Source organism: Cypionkella sp. (assembly GCF_030652235.1).
In the GTDB taxonomy this organism is placed as follows: Bacteria; Pseudomonadota; Alphaproteobacteria; order Rhodobacterales; family Rhodobacteraceae; genus Cypionkella.
In genome coordinates, this window is sequence record NZ_JAUSBA010000071.1 from 101,805 (window position 1) to 119,114 (window position 17,310).

The window sequence follows — 17,310 nt, forward strand, 5'->3', positions numbered from 1 at the left end:
CCGGAGGGTTTCGGGCAGGCACGTTGCGTGGCGATCAGGCTGACACCGCGAACTCTGTCATCATGCCGGTCGACAGGTGCGGCATATGGTGGCAATGCAGCATCCAGCGCGCCGCTTCGCCCGCGTCCAGCGCAACGGTAACCATCGCCATGGGCGGCACATAGACCGTGTCCCGCATAGCCCCGTTGATGGCCTTTCCATTGATGTTGACCACTTGGAACGCATGGCCATGCAGGTGCATCGGATGGCCCATCATCGACATATTGTGGAACATCAACTCAACACGCTCGCCGCTGGTGGCGATGATCGGTTTATGGGTGTCCCAGGTCTGGCCATCAATCGTCCAGAGATAGGGCTGCATAGAGCCTGCCAGCATGATCATGTGCGCCCGGTCCACTGGGCGGGCGACAAGCGGGTTCGCTGCTTGCAGCAGCATTTCCTGCGCCATGTCAGTGTCGAAAGCCGGGGACTCCGCGTCTGACATTCCTGCGATCTTGCTGACCAGCGCACCGGTGGTGGCGAGGATCAGGCCTGTGCGTTCACGCGCACCTTCGCGCAAGGCCAGCACTGGGAAAGCGCCGTCTCCAGGTAAATCAATCTCGATATCCAGCCGTTGCGCCATCGCCATGCCAAACCGTGTGCCGGGCATCGGCACAATCGCATGGCCATCCACCGCCACCAGCCGCGCAGGCACGCCCGTGTCGATCCAAAACGTAGTGGCCGAAGCTGCATTGACGATCCTCAACCGAACGCGCCCGCCCTTTTCCACCGCGACTACTTCTGGGTCTGAAAGGGTGCGGTCATTGGCCAGGTAAGCGTCGAAGTTGAAATCGTTCAGGTCCATGGCCATGCCGCCCATCGAACCACCGGACATGTCCATTCCCGACATGTCGCCGCCACTCATATCCATGCCGGACATGTCAGTTTCGGCTTTGGCATCGGTGCCCATGGCCGACATGTCATGACCCGCCGTACCACCGGTAATCTCGGCCAGAACCTCCTCGGTAGGGCGGAACGAAAAGTCATGCAGGAACATCACCACTTCTTGCCGATCTGCAGAGACATCCGCAGCCGAGCGCACGATCAAAGGGGCTGCCAGAAGGTTCATCTCTTGCACCGGCACATGGCTGTGCATCCAGTGCGTGCCTGGGTTGGGCGCATAGTCAAAACTGCGCATCTCGCCGGTTTTCAGCAGGGGCATCGGAAGGTTAGGCACGCCGTCCTGCACGTTGGGCGGCATTTGACCATGCCAGTGGATGATGGTTTCGACGTCCAAAGAGTTGGTCAGATCCACGCGGAACTGTTGGCCGGGATCTAGGATCAACCCCTGCCCACCTGTCCCGTTGATCAGCCCGTAAACCGTAGCTGCCTTGCCGTTAATTTCCAGCACGCGGGTGGCGGCGGTCAGGCTCAGTGGTGCGGCGGATTGCCCGAACGCAAATCGTGGAAGCGCCGTAGATGCAGCCATCGCTGCTGATGCGGCTATAAAGCCGCGACGTGTAAGATCGTATGCCATCATATGCTCCGTTTGGCTTCGGTGAAGCCATTTCAAACTGGAATGCACCGCAGACTTGCGGCGCTGTTTCAAGCATGATGCAGCGTGTCCGGTGGACGTTGTGCAGGATCAGGAACGAGCGAACTCCACGCAGGACCGACTTCCCCCAACCAAGTTGTCGCCTCGATCCTTTCAACCCGCCCAACGACAACGCCACCTTCGAGCCTGTCCGTCCCGAGGCACAGTGTGGCACAAAGTGAACCCTTCATTTTAGAATGCTGGGGATCGCCATGGCTTGTTTGATCTTGGACATGCCCTGTCTGGATCATCGTCATGGACATTCCATGGGCCTGAGAGCTCATCCCCAAGTGGGATGTGTTCAAAGCAAAAATCAGCGCCAGCACAAGAAGACTGTGCAGCGTCGAAACAAATTCAAGAACGGTGCGGCTTCTTGAGTGCATGGGTTCGAGATAGTCCTACGTGGTCGACCCGGCAAGTAACGTCGTCGACGTGTTTCAAGTCGCGACGGCGGGAACGTGCTGAGAATGCTTTCTGGCGGGAGTTGGCGGATCAATTCGCGGCGGAATTATTCAGGCTCCTCCAGCAAGCTGCATCTTTGCTGGAACGGCGGCAGTGCGCGCCAATCCCCAGCCTTTGACCAGCGAATATACTGCCGGGATCACCACCAGTGTCAGCACGGTTGAACTGACCATGCCCCCAATCATCGGCACCGCGATGCGCTGCATCACCTCGGAACCCGTGCCATGCGCCCAGAGGATCGGCATCAGCCCGGCCATGATCGCCACCACGGTCATCATCTTGGGGCGCACGCGTTCCACCGCGCCGACCATGATCGCGGCATTCAGATCGGCACGCGTGAAGGCACGGGTTTCCGCTGCTGCCTTGGCACGCGCCTCCAGCAGCGCATGATCAAGATAGATCAGCATGATCACCCCGGTTTCTGCGGCTACCCCAGCCAAGGCGATGAAGCCCACCGCCACAGCGACCGAGGTGTTGAAGCCAAGAAACCACATCAGCCAGATGCCGCCCACCAGCGCGAAGGGCAAAGAAAGCATCACGATCAGGGTTTCCGTCAACGCCCGGAAGTTGAGAAACAGCAGCAGGAAAATGAGCGCCAGAGTCACCGGCACCACGATTTTCAACCGCTCAGTGGCGCGTTCCAGATATTCAAACTGCCCGCTCCACGCCACCGAATAGCCTGTTGGCAAAACTACTTGCGCCTCTACAGCCGCTTTTGCATCAGCAACATATCCACCCAGATCGCGGCCAGAAATATCGACAAAGATATAGACCGCCAACTGGCCGTTTTCGGTGCGAATGGTGGTCGCCCCGCGCGTCAGTTCCACCTTGGCCACAGCACCCAGCGGCACCGACCCACCGCCCGGCAAGGCCACCTGCACCTCATTGGCAATCGCTTGCGGGTCAGACCGCAGGTCACGCGGATAGCGCACGGCCACGCCATAGCGTTCGCGGCCCTCAACCGTCTGGGTGATCACCTCGGATCCCAAAGCCATTGCAATCACCTCTTGCACCGCCGCAACTGACAGGCCGTAACGGCCCAACGCGGCGCGGTCAGGGGTGATGTCAAGGAAATAGCCGCCGATCACCCGCTCGGCATAGGCGCTGGAGGTGCCGGGCACCTTGCGCACCACAGCCTCAATCTCGCGTGCCACGCCTTCCATTTTCGCCAGATCGGTGCCGTAGATTTTGATGCCGACCGGAGTACGGATGCCAGTGGACAGCATATCAGTGCGGGCGCGGATCGGCATGGTCCAGGCGTTCGACACGCCCGGAAATTGCAGTGCCGCGTCCATCTCATCCTTCAGACTTTCCGAGGTGACGCCCGCCCGCCATTCCGATTTTGGTTTCAGGTTGATGATGGTTTCAAACATTTCCGTGGGGGCCGGATCGGTGGCCGTCTGTGCGCGACCGGATTTGCCGAACACAGATTGCACTTCAGGAAAGCTTTTGATGATGCGGTCCTGCATCTGCATCAGCTCCGCCGCTTTGGTCACGGAAATGCCGGGCAGCGTGGTCGGCATATACATCAGCGTGCCTTCATCCAGCGCAGGCATGAATTCGCTGCCAAGCTGACGGGCGGGCCAGATTGTGACCACCAACGCCGCAAGCGCGATGATGATTGTCAGACCTCTTGCCTTCAGCACGCCACGGATGATCGGCCGATAAAGCGCGATCAGTAGGCGGTTCACCGGGTTCTTGTGTTCCGGCACGATATGGCCGCGCACAAAGATGACCATAAGCGCGGGCACCAATGTCACCGACAAGATCGCCGCCGCCGCCATCGAAAAGGTCTTTGTAAAGGCCAAGGGGCCAAACAGCTTACCTTCCTGGTTTTCCAGCGTGAAAATTGGCAGGAACGAAACCGTGATGATCAGCAGGCTGAAGAAAAGTGCCGGGCCAACCTCTGCCGCTGCTGTGATTAGAGTTTCGACGCGCGGTGTGCCGGGATCGGCGCGTTCAAGATGTTTATGGGCGTTCTCGATCATCACAATCGCCGCGTCGATCATCGCGCCGATGGCAATGGCAATGCCACCAAGGCTCATGATGTTCGATCCAAGCCCCAGAAATTTCATCGCCGAAAACGCCATCAGGATGCCAACCGGCAGCATGATGATCGCCACCAGAGCCGAACGGACATGCAACAGGAAGATGATCGTGACGGCGGCCACAACCAGACTTTCCTCCAGCAAAGTGCCCTTCAAGGTTTCAATGGCAGATTCAATCAAGGTTGATCGATCATAGACCGGCACGATTTCCGTGCCATCTGGTAAGGATTTCTGCACATCGGCCAGCGCAGATTTGGCGTTGTCGATCACCGTCAAGGCGTTCGAGCCGACCCGTTGCAGCACGATGCCGCTGGTCACCTCGCCGTCCCCATTCAACTCGGTAATGCCACGCCGTTCATCCGGCACGATTTCTACTTGCGCCACGTCCGATAGCCGCAGTGGCACACCGGATTTGGTCATCAGAGTGATGTTTTCAATATCGGCGGTGCCCTTCAGATAGCCCCGCCCGCGCACCATGAATTCAAATTCCGAGATTTCGACCGTACGCCCACCGGTATCCATATTGCTGTCGCGCACCGCCTGGCCAATATCCGCCAGCGTCACGCCCTGCGCCCGCATCCGGGCCGGATCGACGACGATGGAGTATTGTTTGACGAAGCCGCCGACGCTGGCAACCTCCGCCACGCCATCGGCTTTCGACACCCCAAAACGCACCACCCAATCCTGCAAAGACCGCAGCTCGGCCAGCGACAATTCCTTGCCAACCAGCGCGTATTGATAGACCCAGCCTACCCCTGTCGCATCAGGCCCAAGCGCAGGCGTCACCCCATCAGGCAGGCGGCTGGCGGCGGCGTTCAGGTATTCCAGCACACGGGATCGCGCCCAATAGGGGTCTACGCCATCCTCAAAAATTACATAGACGAAGGACACGCCAAAGAAGCTGAACCCCCTCACCACCTTGGACCGTGGCACCGTCAGCATCGCAGTTGTCAGCGGATAGGTCACCTGATCCTCGACCACCTGCGGTGCCTGACCGGGGTAGTCGGTCAACACGATGACCTGCACATCGGACAGGTCCGGGATCGCATCCAGTGGCAGGGTGCGGATCGCATAAACGCCACCCGCCACGGCAACGGCGGTGGCAAACAGGATCAGCACCAGATTGCGGGCCGACCAGCCGATCAGTTTGGCGATCATGGCTGTGCCTCCGCCGGGGTAAGTGCCGATAGCGCGGCCTTGAGGTTGCTCTCGGCGTCGATCAGGAAATTGGCTGACACCACAACCGTCGCGCCTTGTGCCACCCCCTTGCTGATTTCCACCATGCCTGCGCCGCGCATCCCCACTTGCACGTCACGAGGTTCAAACCGCCCCTCGCCCAGATCGACAATCACCACTTGGCGGTCGCCACTGTCGATCACGGCAGACTCCGGCACGGTGACCACCGAGGCACCATCCCCGCCAGCAATTTCGACATCGGCGTACATATAGGCAATCATCGCACCATCCGGGTTCGGCAACTCAACGCGAATTTTCGCAGTGCGTGTTTCGGCCTGAATTTCGGGGTAAATCTCGTCAACCTTGCCGATGAACGCGCGTCCCGGCAGGCTGCGGAACCGCACGGTTGCCACCGCCCCGCGCTGCACCTGCGCCAGTTCATATTCCGGCACATCTGCGATGATCCAGACGGTCGAGGTATCGGCAATGCGGAACAGCGTCTCGCCCGCTGCGGCCATCATCCCGTCCACCGCCATCCGTTCAAGCACCACGCCACCTTGCGGGGCCATCAGCGTGACCGAAAGCGGCGGTTTGCCGGTTGTCTCAATCTGCGCAATCATCTCCGCAGGTACGCCAAGGTTCAGCAGGCGCTGCAAACTGCCAGCCGCCTTTGCTTTGCCGCCAATGCGCAAATCCGCCGCATATTGCGCCCCCGCTGCGGCAAATTCCTTGGCATAAAGTGTTACCAAAGGTTGTCCTGCCCGGATCGGTGCCCCTGTCGTGACATCGGCGACCTTTTCGACAAAAGCCTCCGTGCGCAGTGAGATCACGCTGACCTTGCGTTCGTCGTGTTCGACCACCCCCGGTACCAATATCGGCTGGCTAATAGAAGAGAGCGTTGCCAGCGTGGTTTTCACCCCTGAGCGCTGAATTTTCCCCGCCGACACGATGACAGTGGATCCATCCGCCTCTTCGCCGTCAAAAACCGGAAGATAGTCCATCCCCATCGAGTCCTTCTTTGGCGTGGGCGATGTGTCCGGCAGACCCATCGGGTTGCGGTAATAGAGGATACGCTTTTCGTCCGTCGTCGTCGGTGCGGCAATTGCGACGCCCAAGTCTGCTACGGCAGTGTCAGCCACTTTCGGCGCATCGTCAAAACTGACATCCTCGCTGGCGCGCACAGGCAAATAATCGCGGCCATCCGCTGTGGTCGTTGGTGTCAATGAATAGGCGGCGTCTTCCGGATGACGGTAGTAGATGACCGCCCCTTCCGGGGCAGCCATCGACGACGTTTCAAAACTGGTGGATGCCTTCGCTTCGGCGTCTGAGCCAAAAAGGCGGGCTGCAGACCCACGTACCCATGCGGGAATGTCAGCCGGAGCCACCCCCTGATCCCCAGCCCAGATCCCGGCAAAACCTGCCGACCCGGCGATCAGCCCCACCATCAGGGTCTTGCCAAAAAAGCTCATTTCTGCACGCCGAGAATCAACTCGCCCTGCACCGTCTCCGTCTCACCCTGCACTTTGGCTGCAATCTGAAACCGCCAGTTCCCTGCCATCGTCAGATCGGCCTTGAACTGGTATTGCCCCGGAATGTCTGACGCCACCGCTTCCACCGGCGTCGTCATGGCTTCCATCCCCTCGGGGGCCATATCCAGCCGCGTGGTGAAAATCACCGCATCGGCGACCGGCGTGTTTGTCCGCATATCGGTCAGGCTGACCGATATGATCGCCCCCTCCCCGGAGTGCAAGTCGCTCTCGATGATCTTGAATGTATAGTCTTCGGGGGCAGCTTGTGCCGCAACGGCCGCCGCTAAGGTAAGAGCCTGCGCCAGTACGAAGCTGCGCAACAAGTGTTTGGTATTCATGATAAAGCTTCCGTCTGTCAAAGCCGCGCTGTTGCGCGATATTGGCATGGCAACTGCCAAGCCGCACTTGCCGCCCGGCATGCATGCCGGGCGGTTTCCGGGTGCGTTTAGCACCCATGACAGTCAGACTTTGGGGGGTCTTCGCAATCCGCTGCCTTCCAAAGAAGGCAAGGTCGGATTCGCCGAAAAGTCAAAGCACACGCTCTGAACAGCGGAGTAGAACATGGGCTTCACGGTCGGGGGTACAACTGCGGCAGACACCGACAAACAAGGCAACACCATTGGACAGTTCGGCATTTTGGCGCAGCTTTGCTGTGTGCAGGGCGCACCATCAGCCATTTGCATTATCGGCGCCGTCGCAGCTGCTACAGCGGCAGCCGAATCCTGCACCGGTGCAGCGATCATCGTTGCCAGCGCCAGAACCAACCCTAAAATGCCAAGTAGCCTATTCATACTTTAGTCTTTGCCCGGATCAGCACGATCCTACAATACACAATTTACGGAGCGGTGCTTTCAGCTGGTGTCGTCTAAGCACGGGGGCTGAACGCCATAAGTACCGCTCCTTCTGACTCCCATCTCTGCCGCGCGCGATTTGCCCAGAACAGGAACTCCTGCTCACAGGATCGGTGCGCCCCAAGCTCATCGAAGGCATCGGGAATTAAGAACTGCCGCCCGGCAAAAGCTTTTTGCTCGGCGTCAGGCAACTCCGCTTCATTGCAGACCTCACCGGATGGTTACGACCAAACCTGTGGATCTGGGTGAGATCCGGACCAAGAACGCCATAGAGTGCCACCTGCACATCGAAGGAAGGGGCATTGACCTGCTTTCGTTTGATCTGTGCCTTGGGCGGGCGAGAACGTCGCCATCGGCCTTAACGTCAATGCCGCAACCGCCGCTTCCAGCTTGCGATCACAGCCCTCCCTCTTGGACTGGTAGAAGTCGTCAAACTCCAAGGATTGGGTCAGCGCGAAGATATGCTCGTCCCGATCGTTGCCTGCGAGGTGGCCTTGATCACCTCAAGAGATGAGTGGCAGCGGATATCGCGGAAGGCCGACAACACTTCAGAGTCGTGTTTGCCGACAACAATAGGACGGATGATCTGAACCGGATCGGGAATACCACTAAGCAAGAAACGAGGATATCCTAAGTCTAAGGTGTGATAAGTAACGGACCATCGTTCTCAATTAAGGAATCGGCGTATATGGACAGCGCCCAGCTTATCTTTGTGAAACAATTTCGGCCGATCTTTCTTGCGATTGCGTTTCTTGCGCTCGGGGCCTGCACCGTCCCGATCGATCAGGCAACTGACAAGTCCACCGGGTTCCTCAAGGAGTTGCCGGAAGGGGTCGCCCTGATTGCAGCGCCATATCAGAACCTTCAGGAAGTAATCCTGAAGCGCGAAGACAGCTGCTATTGGTACCGCCATGTCGGGCCGGTTGAGACTACAATGTTGCCGCTGCGATCGGTTCATGGCAGGCCGATCTGCACCGACGCTGCAGCCAAAACCGCGTTCTTGGGCTGATCCAAAAGCCCTTCTAGCAGCCCCGACCGCGCAAATGGGCGGTGCCCGTCACATAGTCGTCGCCACATTTCCTTCTTCGGCGGGGTAGAGATGCGCTGTCACCCCAATCTCGACCTTATCGAACAGGTCGTTGATATGCGGCATGACCATGCGCACACAGCCGGAACTCGCGCGGCTGCCGATCGACCCCGGCAGCGGAGAGCCATGAATCCGCAGATAGGTGTCGCGCTCGCCATCAAAGAGATAGAGCGCACGGGAACCCAAGGCGTTTGCCGGGCCGGGGGCCATGCCGTCGACATACTTCGCATAGATTTCCGGCTCGCGCTCGATCATGGCCGGCGTCGGCGTCCAGCTTGGCCATTTCGCCTTGCGGCGGATCGTGTAGGTTCCGGGCTCGTACAGACCATCCCGGCCGATGGCGACGCCGTAGCGCATGGCCGTGCCATCAGCCTGAATATGGTAGAGATACCTCGCGATCGCATCGACGTGGATATCGCCCGGCACAAGCCCGTCACGCGCTTCGACGCGGGTCGGCAGCAGGCGCGGATGCAATCCCCACGGGTTGGTCGTTGCAGCGTCATAGCCGGGCGGGGTGACCTCCGCATCCCAGGCCGCCCACTGGCTTTGCAGATGCGATGAAGCGAAAACCGGGGCGGCAATCGGCGCAGAAAACAGCGCGGCTGTCGTTGCAATGAAATGGCGTCGTGTGAACATGGGCTCAGCCTTCTTCAAATTACTGCAGCGCAAATCTTTCGATTACACGCGCACCGTCATACAAGCGGCAGGGATAGCGGCCCCGATGTCCAGTCAAGTCTGTGTGACTTTTGGCCTCGCGTCGCAGTTTTCACGCTCCACCGCTGCCGTTGAAGGATCCCCCGGCTCGCCGCACCATTCTGACAGTGCAAACTCACTCCCGCGCCGCTCCAGAATCATCGCCTAACCGCAATTGAATTATTGGACACCATTAAGAAGGGATAGGTGGAAACGACTGGCTTTGTTTCCTTCGACCTCGCATTAGCAAAGTACTGAAGTATTTCGCGATATCGTATCCGCGTATCCTCGACCATCTGATAGTAAGCGAAAAGATCATTCATCGGCGAAGAGAAATCCTTGTGTGCCGCCAAAACAGCTACCAGCGCGCCCAAGCTAATGCGCCCCTCAATCACAAAGTAGCCGCCCAACGAATAGAACATGAACGGCGTCAATGATGTTAGGAAGTTGTTAAGCGCCTTGTTAAAGAACTTCATCCGGAATATCCGTCTCCGAATCTCTTCGAGATCCTTGAAAATAATGGAGACGTATCTCACTTCCTTGTTGCATATGCTTTCACGCGCAAGTTGCGATCCCAAATGACCACCCAAAGTGCGAACTTTCTTAATCCGAAGTCTGGATTGCTCGTTGACACGCCGCTGAAGCCTTGGAAGCAGAAGAACTTGCACTGGCACAACAGTCAATGCTGCAACTCCCAGCATGGGATCCTGAATGAGCATAAAGAGAATAATGGTAACAAGTGTTCCGCCTTGAAGCAAAGGTAACGTGATAAATTCTGCTGCAAAGCCACCTAATGATTCCACTTCTTGGCCAAGTATGGGAATAATTTCACTATTCTTTCCATCCGTCGACTGAGAGCGCCATTGACGGTAGATCAGAAAGCGGAGGCGTCGACTAAAGCGCTCCGCAACATAGCCTTTCGCGACATTGAGCAAGTACTTGTTAAGTGAGTTTGTAAAGACAGCAGCAAGATAGGCACCGCATAGAAGCAGCAAGAAGTCAACTTGATCAAAGCTTAGACCTAAGATTTTGATAGGGAAATGTGATGAGTTTAATGCATTATTGACGATCTGCTTTGGGAGTTCAAGGGAAGCATACAGAATGGGCATCGCGATTAAGCTTAGCACTACCAATATGACCTGCTGCTTTCTGGTATACTTAAAAACAGAGCGGCTTAGATTTGGATACAGACCGCGAACCGGAGTGAAGGGATGAGCGTCATTTTTAGACTTCTGCCTCTGTCGAATGAATCGAGATGCAATCAGATAAACTGCGACTGCAGTCAGCAACACTGGGGTCAGAACAACAATCAGATGTATGAAGGGATGAATCCACGCCGGCGAGGAGTCAGTATACTGATAGCCTAGGACGGAGGCTGCGTCGTGAACATAGGCATGATAGTGATCTACTGATGACATGGCATTGACCTGTTAGATTCGTCTCTCATTTCATTTTGCCGCCAATGATTGTTGTGTATGGTTGTCGGCAGACATGCAGAGCCGACCCGTCTCACACGGGATATGGTTGGCAGTCATGACAACTAAGAACTGCTCAGTTCCTGCGACAATGTCGCTCTTTTTGGGTTTCAACGGGCCAAGTGATGCCCGTTGAAACCTGTAGTGCTCACTTCATGGAGTCACTTGAGGGCTGTGACCGTCAGTTTCCCATTCACGCGATCGGCAGTGAACTCGATCTCTTTGCCAACTTCCAGTTGCGCCAGCATTGTAGGATCGCCGAGCACGAATACCATGGTCATCGCCGGCATTTCGAGATCAACCAGATCTTCGTGAATCAAGGTCACTTTCCCTGCCTTCTCGTCGATCTTCTTGACGGTGCCCTTGGTATACGTCGCGGCAAAGGCAGCTCCCGACAGGACGAGAGACATTATGCCGGCGGCGGCGATTGTGGTGAAGTTCTTCATTTTTGTTTTCTCCAGTTTGAGGGTTAGTTGACGGCAACAGGGGTGAACATCCCGGCTTCGTAATGGCCGGGAATAAGGCAGGCGAACTCAAAGTCACCTGAATATGCAAAGGTCCAGATGATCGTTCCCTCTTTGCCCGGTTCAAGTCGAACGGCATTCGGGTCCTCATGTTCCATCTCGGGGAACTTCTCCATGAGAGCCTTGTGCTCTGCATTTTTCGGCATTGTGTCGAGCACGAATTCATGGGGGCTTTCGCCATCGTTGACGATGACAAAGCGGATCGTCTCTCCTGCTTTGATCGCCAAGTCCCTCGGCTCATAGAGGTATTCACCATCCTCCGTTTCATACATCCGGACATTGATCGTACGGGTGACTTCGGCTTCGATTCCGGGGCGGCCCACTTCCATTTCATCGTGGGAATGTTCACCGGTTCCGGCAGCGAAAGCGGCGCTCGCAGTCATTAGTGTAGCAACAATAAGTGACAGAGATTTCATCGATGTTTCCTTGGTCTTGTTTGCTCGAGATTGTTTCAGGGCCTGCGCATAGCGGCAGGACTTGGTGTCAGGACAGTCTCGCCGCTGTCTCTGATGACGGGGGCCGGTACAGCACCGGTCCATTCGTAAGCCTCAGTTCCAGGCGGATTTTCATACCAACCAGGATCTGAGTAATCGTCGGGGGCAATGCCTTCCCGCACCTTAACAACCGAGAACATGCCGCCCATCTCGATGGGGCCGTGCGGGCCCCAGCCGGTCATCATCGGCACGGTGTTGGCCGGAATTTCCATGGACATCTCACCCATGTCGGCCATTCCCGCCGTACCCATCGGCATGTATTCGGGCTGATGTTTGCGGACCAATTCGGTCAGCTTGGTTTTGTCTGCCCCGATGAATGTCGGCACGTCATGACCCATGGCATTCATCGTGTGATGCGACTTGTGGCAATGGATAGCCCAATCGCCGAGGTGTACGGCGTCAAACTCATATGCGCGCATTGCACCCACTGGAATATCGATCGACACCTCGGGCCAGCGGGCTTCAGGGCGGACCCAGCCGCCATCAGTGCCGGTCACCTCAAAATCATAGCCATGCATGTGGATCGGATGGTTGGTCATGGTGAGGTTGCCAACTCGGACGCGAACACGGTCCCCTTGGTTCACGACCAACGGATCGATGCCCGGGAAAACCCGACTGTTCCAGGTCCACAGGTTGAAATCCGTCATTTGCATGACCCGGGGCATGTAGGTGCCGGGGTCGATGTCATAGGCATTGAGCAGGAAGCAGAAGTCTCGGTCCACTCGCATCAAAGCTGGATCTTTGGGATGCACGATGAAAAGGCCCATCATGCCCATGGCCATTTGCACCATCTCGTCGGCATGAGGGTGATACATGAAGGTGCCGGATTTCACGAGGTCGAACTCGTAGACGTAGGTCTTGCCCGGAGGGATCGCTTTATGGCTCAAGCCGCCGACGCCATCCATCCCCGAGGGAAGGATCAAGCCGTGCCAGTGGACTGTGGTATGCTCCGGCAGCTTGTTTGTAACGAAAATACGGACACGATCACCTTCAACAGCTTCGATGGTCGGCCCGATCGACTGGCCGTTGTATCCCCAAAGATAGGCGATCATGCCTTCCGCGAGCTCACGCTCGACCGGCTCGGCAACAAGGTGAAACTCCTTGATGTTGCCATTCATCCGGTACGGAAGGGTCCAGCCGTTGAGTGTAACGACGGGATTGTAGTCCACGCCGGATGTTGGAAGGATCGGTTTTTGGGTTTTTGCATCCGTCGCAACGGGAGCTTCGGGAAGGCCCATGTTGCTGGTTTGCGCCCAAGCGCCGGTGGCAACCAAAGTCGCGCCGGCGCCGATAAGTTGACGTCTGTTCATCTGGTTTCTCCTCAATGACCTGCTGGTTCTTCCGCTGCGGCGGCTTCACCGCCGCCGCCTGCCGCCACTTCGCTGCCGCCGCCGTAAAGGACGGCAGTCATGTTCGCATCTGCGAGCCAAAAATCTCGTCGCGCCGAAGCTGCGAGCAAGTTTGATTGCATGCGCGCCCGGGTGTCCGCCAAGAGTTCAAAGGTGTTGGTGATCATGCCGTTATAGGACAGCAAGGCCTCTTCCTCGATTGTCTTGCGGAGCGGCAAGAGCGTATCGCGGTAGTGCCGGGCGATCTTGTGCGTGCCGGTCCATGCGATGTGTGCCGACCTCGCCTCGGAGCGCACATCGACCGCTTTCTTTGCGAGCTCGTGGGCGGCCTTCATATAGGCTACCTCGCCTTTTCTGAGCCGCGCCGCGCCATTATCAAAGATCGGAATCTCAAAGGCTATCTCAACGTCGACACTGTTTACTTGAGCCGAATGACGTTTTCCGTCTTCAAGTTCCCGCTCGATCTCGGTCCCGGCGGCAAGGGCGATATCCGACACGATGCGCGTTCGATCTGTCAATCGATACTCCAGGGCAATAGCTTCGAGTTCGAGCATCGCCGCAGCAAGATCGACCCTGCCTGCAAGGGCTTCAGCTTCAAAGCTGTTGCGGGTAGCGATTTTTGGCAGGCCCGGCAAAGAGTTTGGCACGTAGTAGTTCAGATCTGCACCGAAGAGACCGAGAACCCGCGTCAGGTCTTCTTTGGCAAGTTTTGCTGCAAGGTCAGCCTGCGCTTTTTGGCCCGAAAGTTCTGCGGCAAACGCATGTTCGCGGGCCTGATCGTCCCGGCCCAAATAACCGGTCTTGCCAAGTTCGGCAGCCAGTTCGGAAGCAGCATCAGCCGTTTCAAGTGTCTGGCCGATAAGACTTGCCGCTTCAAAGGCCGCAACAGCGTCGATCCATGCGCGTCTCGCCTCTGTTGCAACACGCAGCGTCTCCTGGGCAGCCGCAAGTTGGGCTTTCCTGAACCGGACGTCAGCAATGCGGTTGCGGCTCTTCTGGGTCGTCAGTGCAACCAAGCTGGCGGCAATGCCGCCTTCAACCGTGCGAAAACCGTCAAGGCTCTTGCTGCCCAAACCGAGTATTCCAAAATGCAGGGACGGGTTCGGGGCAAGAGCGATCTGCCATGCGTCGGCGGCCGACAAACCCAGATCGGCATATGCCGCCTGAAGTCCGCGATTGTTCAACAGTGCAATCTGCACCGCTGTGTCAGCCGAGATGGTTTTGCCTGCGACGAGTGCCGAAACGCGCTTGGTATTTGCCGCGACTTCTTCAGGCGTTTGCAGCCAGACGACGTCAGCACCCGTCGCGCGTTTGGTCGTGTTGGCGACCGAGCCGAAGCCAGCAGTCGGTGAAGAAAGTCGGGAGATGTCCGATGCCGGTGTGCATGCGGCCAGGAGCATCGCGCCCGACAAGACAAGCGAAAGGTTGCGGGACGCGGTCATTCGTCACCTCCGGGTGCCTGACCATCATTGACAGCGCGCCAATTGGCCGGGTCCGTAACGGGCCTCGCGGTGTAAACCAGCTGAACGGATGGAATCGGTGTAGCTACGCTGGTCGGAACGATCGCTGGTGCGACTGCACCTGGCTGTGGCAGTGGGACGGACTGAGCGCAAGCCGCCACCGCAAGCGGCAACAATGCCGCCGTAAGTCTGAAAAGCATGAGATTTTCTGATCCTGTATATGTTTCTTGATCCCGCAGCTTGCTGCTGGGGCTTCAGGCGAACATGGTCACGCGATAGCGTGGGATCAGACGATGGGCGGTCGGTGCAAACTCTCGGCACTCAGCGAGGCGCGGAGAAGATCACCGCGCAAGGTAGAAATTGCAGATGCTAGGTGCTGAAGACGAGCGCTAATTGACATAGACGCATCTACTGCGACGCAACTATGCTGCACGCAGCTTCGCTCTTCGGCCTCAGGATCTGCAGCGGTCTCGTGCTGACCTGCCGAATGGCCATGCGGGGCAGACGGCTCCCCTTGGCTCGAATCGATGCAGTGCGATCCGTGTGAACCGTCATGATTCGCAAAGGCAATACTAGCCATTCCGGTCGCAAGGACCAGCATCAGGCACATTGCCCGTGATAGATACATGAACGCGTGATACATCATGGCGCTTCTTAAGTCAGCGCACAGCCTCGGCTGTCAACCAACAATTTTGTCAGGTGACTGATGTTGCTTGTCTTTGTCGCTATGTATCAGCAATAATTCGCCACATGGTACCATTGACGTAATAGACCGCGAATTTTCTGAGCAGTTCATCGGCCAGAGCGCCAACGCCGAACATCTGACGAACCCGAAGAGCGTTGCTTCGAGATTTCTGCCATTCGAATCGCTTATAGCTGCAGGGATCCTAGGACACACGCTGTTGCTAGCGCAACAACTGCCCAAGCTGGGCTTTCGCATCCGCGCGATTCCAGTCGAATGGTCCCTAAAGTCGACCGATTTCCCGTGTCGATTTGTCGATCACGAGTGTCGTCGGCAAGCCCACAAACCCGAAAGCCAACTACACGCGTAAAGGTTCAGCTGCACCTCAATCGTGCCCAGGCATGGCCGTCATCTGGGCATGTACTGCCTGAGATTGCTCACCAATAGAGAACAGACCGGGACCAAGCATCGCCAGCACATAGGCCGCGAGAACGAGAACTTTGACGGAGAGGACCAACTTGTTCATGGAACTGTGGTTAGCAGCATGGTGCGGCAGAATTGTCAAAATTGCTAAACACTATCCAGCCTATCAGAAAGTTTACTGGATGACCGAAGATTCGCAAAGAAGTGTTTGCTACACGAACAGGTGACGCCGATCAGGAGCCGCAAGTAATGAAAATTCTTCTCGCCATAGCTGCAACACTGAGTTTGGCTGCCTGCGGGGCGGAACCGATCTGGGCGCCGGAGGACGCTGTTGTCGCATCACGCTACGCGCATCCCGGCCCGACTTCGGTAACACTCTACACCGTGCTCTCGACACGCAATGGCTCTGGTGCGCATGCGGGGCTTCTGATCAACGGCTCCCAGAGGGTCATGTTTGATCCCGCCGGAACATGGCGCCACCCCCGGCTTCCCGAGCGCAATGATGTGCATTTCGGTGTTACGCCAAAAATGGTTAATTTCTATATCGACTATCATGCGCGCGAGACTTTCGATGTGGTGGAGCAGACTGTCAAAGTTTCGCCCGAAGTAGCAGCACTTATCATGCAGCGGGCAATGGCTTATGGTGCCGTTCCAAAAGCGAACTGCACGATTGCGCTCTCTCGGGTCCTTGAAGGTGTCCCCGGCTTTGAAAGCTTGCCGATGACGTGGTTTCCCAAGCGGATGATGGAAGCTTTTGCTGATTTGCCCGGCGTCGAAACCCGCAAGATTACGGATGACGATGCAGACAACAATCATGGTGTTCTTCTGGTGCAAGCTGACGATCCGCGATTGGAGTAATCTTTGGGTGATCGGGCGCAAATCCACCAAAGATTGATGGCTTGGATGCCTGCAGACCACTATACCTGCGTCAACGTGTGAACCACGAAGGACGAAAACATGCAGCTATCTCGACGCACCATGATCGGAGCAATGGGTTGGGCCATCAGCCTCGCCACCATGCCCGTTTGGGCTGAAACAGGCGCGAGCATCCACGTGGTCAAGGATCCGGGCTGCCCCTGCTGCAATGATTGGATCGGCCACCTTCGCGAGAACGGCTTTGCCGTCAGCTTCGAAGAGCGCAGCCCTGAAGAACTGGCTGCATTCAAGCGCGTACGTGGCATCCCGGATGATCTTGTCTCGTGCCACACGGCGACGATCGGTGACTACACCATCGAAGGCCACGTCCCCGCCGCCGATATCCGTCGCTTGGCGGCCGAACGTCCAGCTGCAACCGGGCTCACCGTTCCAGGCATGCCCTTCGGCTCTCCCGGCATGGGGTCAGAGGCCGAGCGCGAAGCCTATGAAGTTCTTCTCGTCGGACTTGACGGCAGCAGCAGCATCTTCACCAGCTATCCGGCCGCCTGACCTGGGTCAGGCAAGCGGGAACGCGCCAAAAGCACAGACTCTTCGCGGCGCGGCGCAGG

15 protein-coding genes are annotated in these 17,310 nt (G+C 57.3%); 5 read left to right on the plus strand and 10 right to left on the minus strand.

What is annotated here, in order from left to right; all coding sequences use genetic code 11:
• Nucleotides 1-34 precede the first annotated feature (34 nt).
• From Q7V03_RS22990 to Q7V03_RS23005, 4 genes are all read right to left on the minus strand, one after another.
• Nucleotides 35-1,516, minus strand: a complete 1,482-nt coding sequence (locus Q7V03_RS22990; protein ID WP_304927912.1) for a multicopper oxidase family protein — start codon at nt 1,514-1,516, stop codon at nt 35-37.
• Nucleotides 1,517-2,085: 569 nt separating this feature from the next.
• Nucleotides 2,086-5,241 carry an efflux RND transporter permease subunit gene (locus Q7V03_RS22995; protein ID WP_304927913.1) on the minus strand — a complete coding sequence of 1,052 codons (3,156 nt, stop codon included), beginning with the start codon at nt 5,239-5,241 and terminating at the stop codon, nt 2,086-2,088.
• On the minus strand, nt 5,238-6,728 hold the full coding sequence (locus tag Q7V03_RS23000; protein ID WP_304927914.1) for an efflux RND transporter periplasmic adaptor subunit: 1,491 nt from the start codon (nt 6,726-6,728) through the stop codon (nt 5,238-5,240). The genes Q7V03_RS22995 and Q7V03_RS23000 overlap by 4 nt, the downstream gene beginning before the upstream one ends.
• Complete coding sequence (locus tag Q7V03_RS23005) at nt 6,725-7,126, minus strand: FixH family protein (protein ID WP_304927915.1); 402 nt, start codon at nt 7,124-7,126, stop codon at nt 6,725-6,727. The genes Q7V03_RS23000 and Q7V03_RS23005 overlap by 4 nt, the downstream gene beginning before the upstream one ends.
• Here Q7V03_RS23005 and Q7V03_RS23010 point away from each other — a divergent pair.
• The 3 genes from Q7V03_RS23010 (at nt 7,125) to Q7V03_RS23020 (ending at nt 8,648) form a co-directional block, all read left to right on the plus strand.
• Nucleotides 7,125-7,334 (plus strand): hypothetical protein, encoded by a 210-nt coding sequence (locus Q7V03_RS23010; RefSeq protein WP_304927916.1) that lies wholly within the window; start codon nt 7,125-7,127, stop codon nt 7,332-7,334. The genes Q7V03_RS23005 and Q7V03_RS23010 overlap by 2 nt on opposite strands.
• Nucleotides 7,335-7,349: 15 nt before the next feature.
• Nucleotides 7,350-7,586, plus strand: a complete 237-nt coding sequence (locus Q7V03_RS23015) for a hypothetical protein (RefSeq protein WP_304927917.1) — start codon at nt 7,350-7,352, stop codon at nt 7,584-7,586.
• A 741-nt stretch (nt 7,587-8,327) separates the two neighbouring features.
• Nucleotides 8,328-8,648, plus strand: a complete 321-nt coding sequence (locus Q7V03_RS23020) for a hypothetical protein (RefSeq protein ID WP_304927918.1) — start codon at nt 8,328-8,330, stop codon at nt 8,646-8,648.
• A gap of 48 nt (nt 8,649-8,696) precedes the next feature.
• Here the strand turns inward: Q7V03_RS23020 and Q7V03_RS23025 are convergent, their stop codons facing one another.
• The 6 genes from Q7V03_RS23025 to Q7V03_RS23050 all read right to left on the minus strand — a co-directional run bounded on the left by Q7V03_RS23025 (nt 8,697) and on the right by Q7V03_RS23050 (nt 14,703).
• Nucleotides 8,697-9,362 (minus strand): L,D-transpeptidase, encoded by a 666-nt coding sequence (locus Q7V03_RS23025; RefSeq protein WP_304927919.1) that lies wholly within the window; start codon nt 9,360-9,362, stop codon nt 8,697-8,699.
• A gap of 215 nt (nt 9,363-9,577) precedes the next feature.
• Nucleotides 9,578-10,837, minus strand: a complete 1,260-nt coding sequence (locus Q7V03_RS23030; RefSeq protein WP_304927920.1) for an ABC transporter transmembrane domain-containing protein — start codon at nt 10,835-10,837, stop codon at nt 9,578-9,580.
• A gap of 218 nt (nt 10,838-11,055) precedes the next feature.
• Nucleotides 11,056-11,340, minus strand: a complete 285-nt coding sequence (locus tag Q7V03_RS23035; RefSeq protein ID WP_304927921.1) for a copper-binding protein — start codon at nt 11,338-11,340, stop codon at nt 11,056-11,058.
• 23 nt (nt 11,341-11,363) lie between these two features.
• The gene (locus Q7V03_RS23040) at nt 11,364-11,834 is read right to left on the minus strand and encodes a cupredoxin family protein (RefSeq protein ID WP_304927922.1); all 471 of its coding nucleotides are present in this window, start codon (nt 11,832-11,834) and stop codon (nt 11,364-11,366) included.
• A 35-nt stretch (nt 11,835-11,869) separates the two neighbouring features.
• Nucleotides 11,870-13,222 carry a multicopper oxidase family protein gene (locus Q7V03_RS23045; RefSeq protein ID WP_304927923.1) on the minus strand — a complete coding sequence of 451 codons (1,353 nt, stop codon included), beginning with the start codon at nt 13,220-13,222 and terminating at the stop codon, nt 11,870-11,872.
• Nucleotides 13,223-13,233: 11 nt separating this feature from the next.
• Nucleotides 13,234-14,703 carry a TolC family protein gene (locus tag Q7V03_RS23050; protein WP_304927924.1) on the minus strand — a complete coding sequence of 490 codons (1,470 nt, stop codon included), beginning with the start codon at nt 14,701-14,703 and terminating at the stop codon, nt 13,234-13,236.
• Between the two features lie 1,372 nt (nt 14,704-16,075).
• Between Q7V03_RS23050 and Q7V03_RS23055 the strand changes: the two genes are divergently transcribed.
• Together Q7V03_RS23055 and Q7V03_RS23060 are read left to right on the plus strand one after the other, a co-directional pair.
• Nucleotides 16,076-16,684 carry a hypothetical protein gene (locus tag Q7V03_RS23055; protein WP_304927925.1) on the plus strand — a complete coding sequence of 203 codons (609 nt, stop codon included), beginning with the start codon at nt 16,076-16,078 and terminating at the stop codon, nt 16,682-16,684.
• A gap of 99 nt (nt 16,685-16,783) precedes the next feature.
• The gene (locus tag Q7V03_RS23060; protein ID WP_304927926.1) at nt 16,784-17,251 is read left to right on the plus strand and encodes a DUF411 domain-containing protein; all 468 of its coding nucleotides are present in this window, start codon (nt 16,784-16,786) and stop codon (nt 17,249-17,251) included.
• The last annotated feature ends 59 nt before the right edge of the window (nt 17,252-17,310 follow it).

What these genes read in the sequence shown, in the direction of transcription:
- Q7V03_RS22990 (WP_304927912.1), bottom strand. Translation starts at nt 1,516, where the DNA reads ATGGCATACGATCTTACACGTCGCGGCTTTATAGCCGCATCAGCAGCG.
- Q7V03_RS22995 (WP_304927913.1), bottom strand. Translation starts at nt 5,241, where the DNA reads ATGATCGCCAAACTGATCGGCTGGTCGGCCCGCAATCTGGTGCTGATC.
- Q7V03_RS23000 (WP_304927914.1), bottom strand. Translation starts at nt 6,728, where the DNA reads ATGAGCTTTTTTGGCAAGACCCTGATGGTGGGGCTGATCGCCGGGTCG.
- Q7V03_RS23010 (WP_304927916.1), top strand. Translation starts at nt 7,125, where the DNA reads ATGATAAAGCTTCCGTCTGTCAAAGCCGCGCTGTTGCGCGATATTGGC.
- Q7V03_RS23005 (WP_304927915.1), bottom strand. Translation starts at nt 7,126, where the DNA reads ATGAATACCAAACACTTGTTGCGCAGCTTCGTACTGGCGCAGGCTCTT.
- Q7V03_RS23015 (WP_304927917.1), top strand. Translation starts at nt 7,350, where the DNA reads ATGGGCTTCACGGTCGGGGGTACAACTGCGGCAGACACCGACAAACAA.
- Q7V03_RS23020 (WP_304927918.1), top strand. Translation starts at nt 8,328, where the DNA reads ATGGACAGCGCCCAGCTTATCTTTGTGAAACAATTTCGGCCGATCTTT.
- Q7V03_RS23025 (WP_304927919.1), bottom strand. Translation starts at nt 9,362, where the DNA reads ATGTTCACACGACGCCATTTCATTGCAACGACAGCCGCGCTGTTTTCT.
- Q7V03_RS23030 (WP_304927920.1), bottom strand. Translation starts at nt 10,837, where the DNA reads ATGTCATCAGTAGATCACTATCATGCCTATGTTCACGACGCAGCCTCC.
- Q7V03_RS23035 (WP_304927921.1), bottom strand. Translation starts at nt 11,340, where the DNA reads ATGAAGAACTTCACCACAATCGCCGCCGCCGGCATAATGTCTCTCGTC.
- Q7V03_RS23040 (WP_304927922.1), bottom strand. Translation starts at nt 11,834, where the DNA reads ATGAAATCTCTGTCACTTATTGTTGCTACACTAATGACTGCGAGCGCC.
- Q7V03_RS23045 (WP_304927923.1), bottom strand. Translation starts at nt 13,222, where the DNA reads ATGAACAGACGTCAACTTATCGGCGCCGGCGCGACTTTGGTTGCCACC.
- Q7V03_RS23050 (WP_304927924.1), bottom strand. Translation starts at nt 14,703, where the DNA reads ATGACCGCGTCCCGCAACCTTTCGCTTGTCTTGTCGGGCGCGATGCTC.
- Q7V03_RS23055 (WP_304927925.1), top strand. Translation starts at nt 16,076, where the DNA reads ATGAAAATTCTTCTCGCCATAGCTGCAACACTGAGTTTGGCTGCCTGC.
- Q7V03_RS23060 (WP_304927926.1), top strand. Translation starts at nt 16,784, where the DNA reads ATGCAGCTATCTCGACGCACCATGATCGGAGCAATGGGTTGGGCCATC.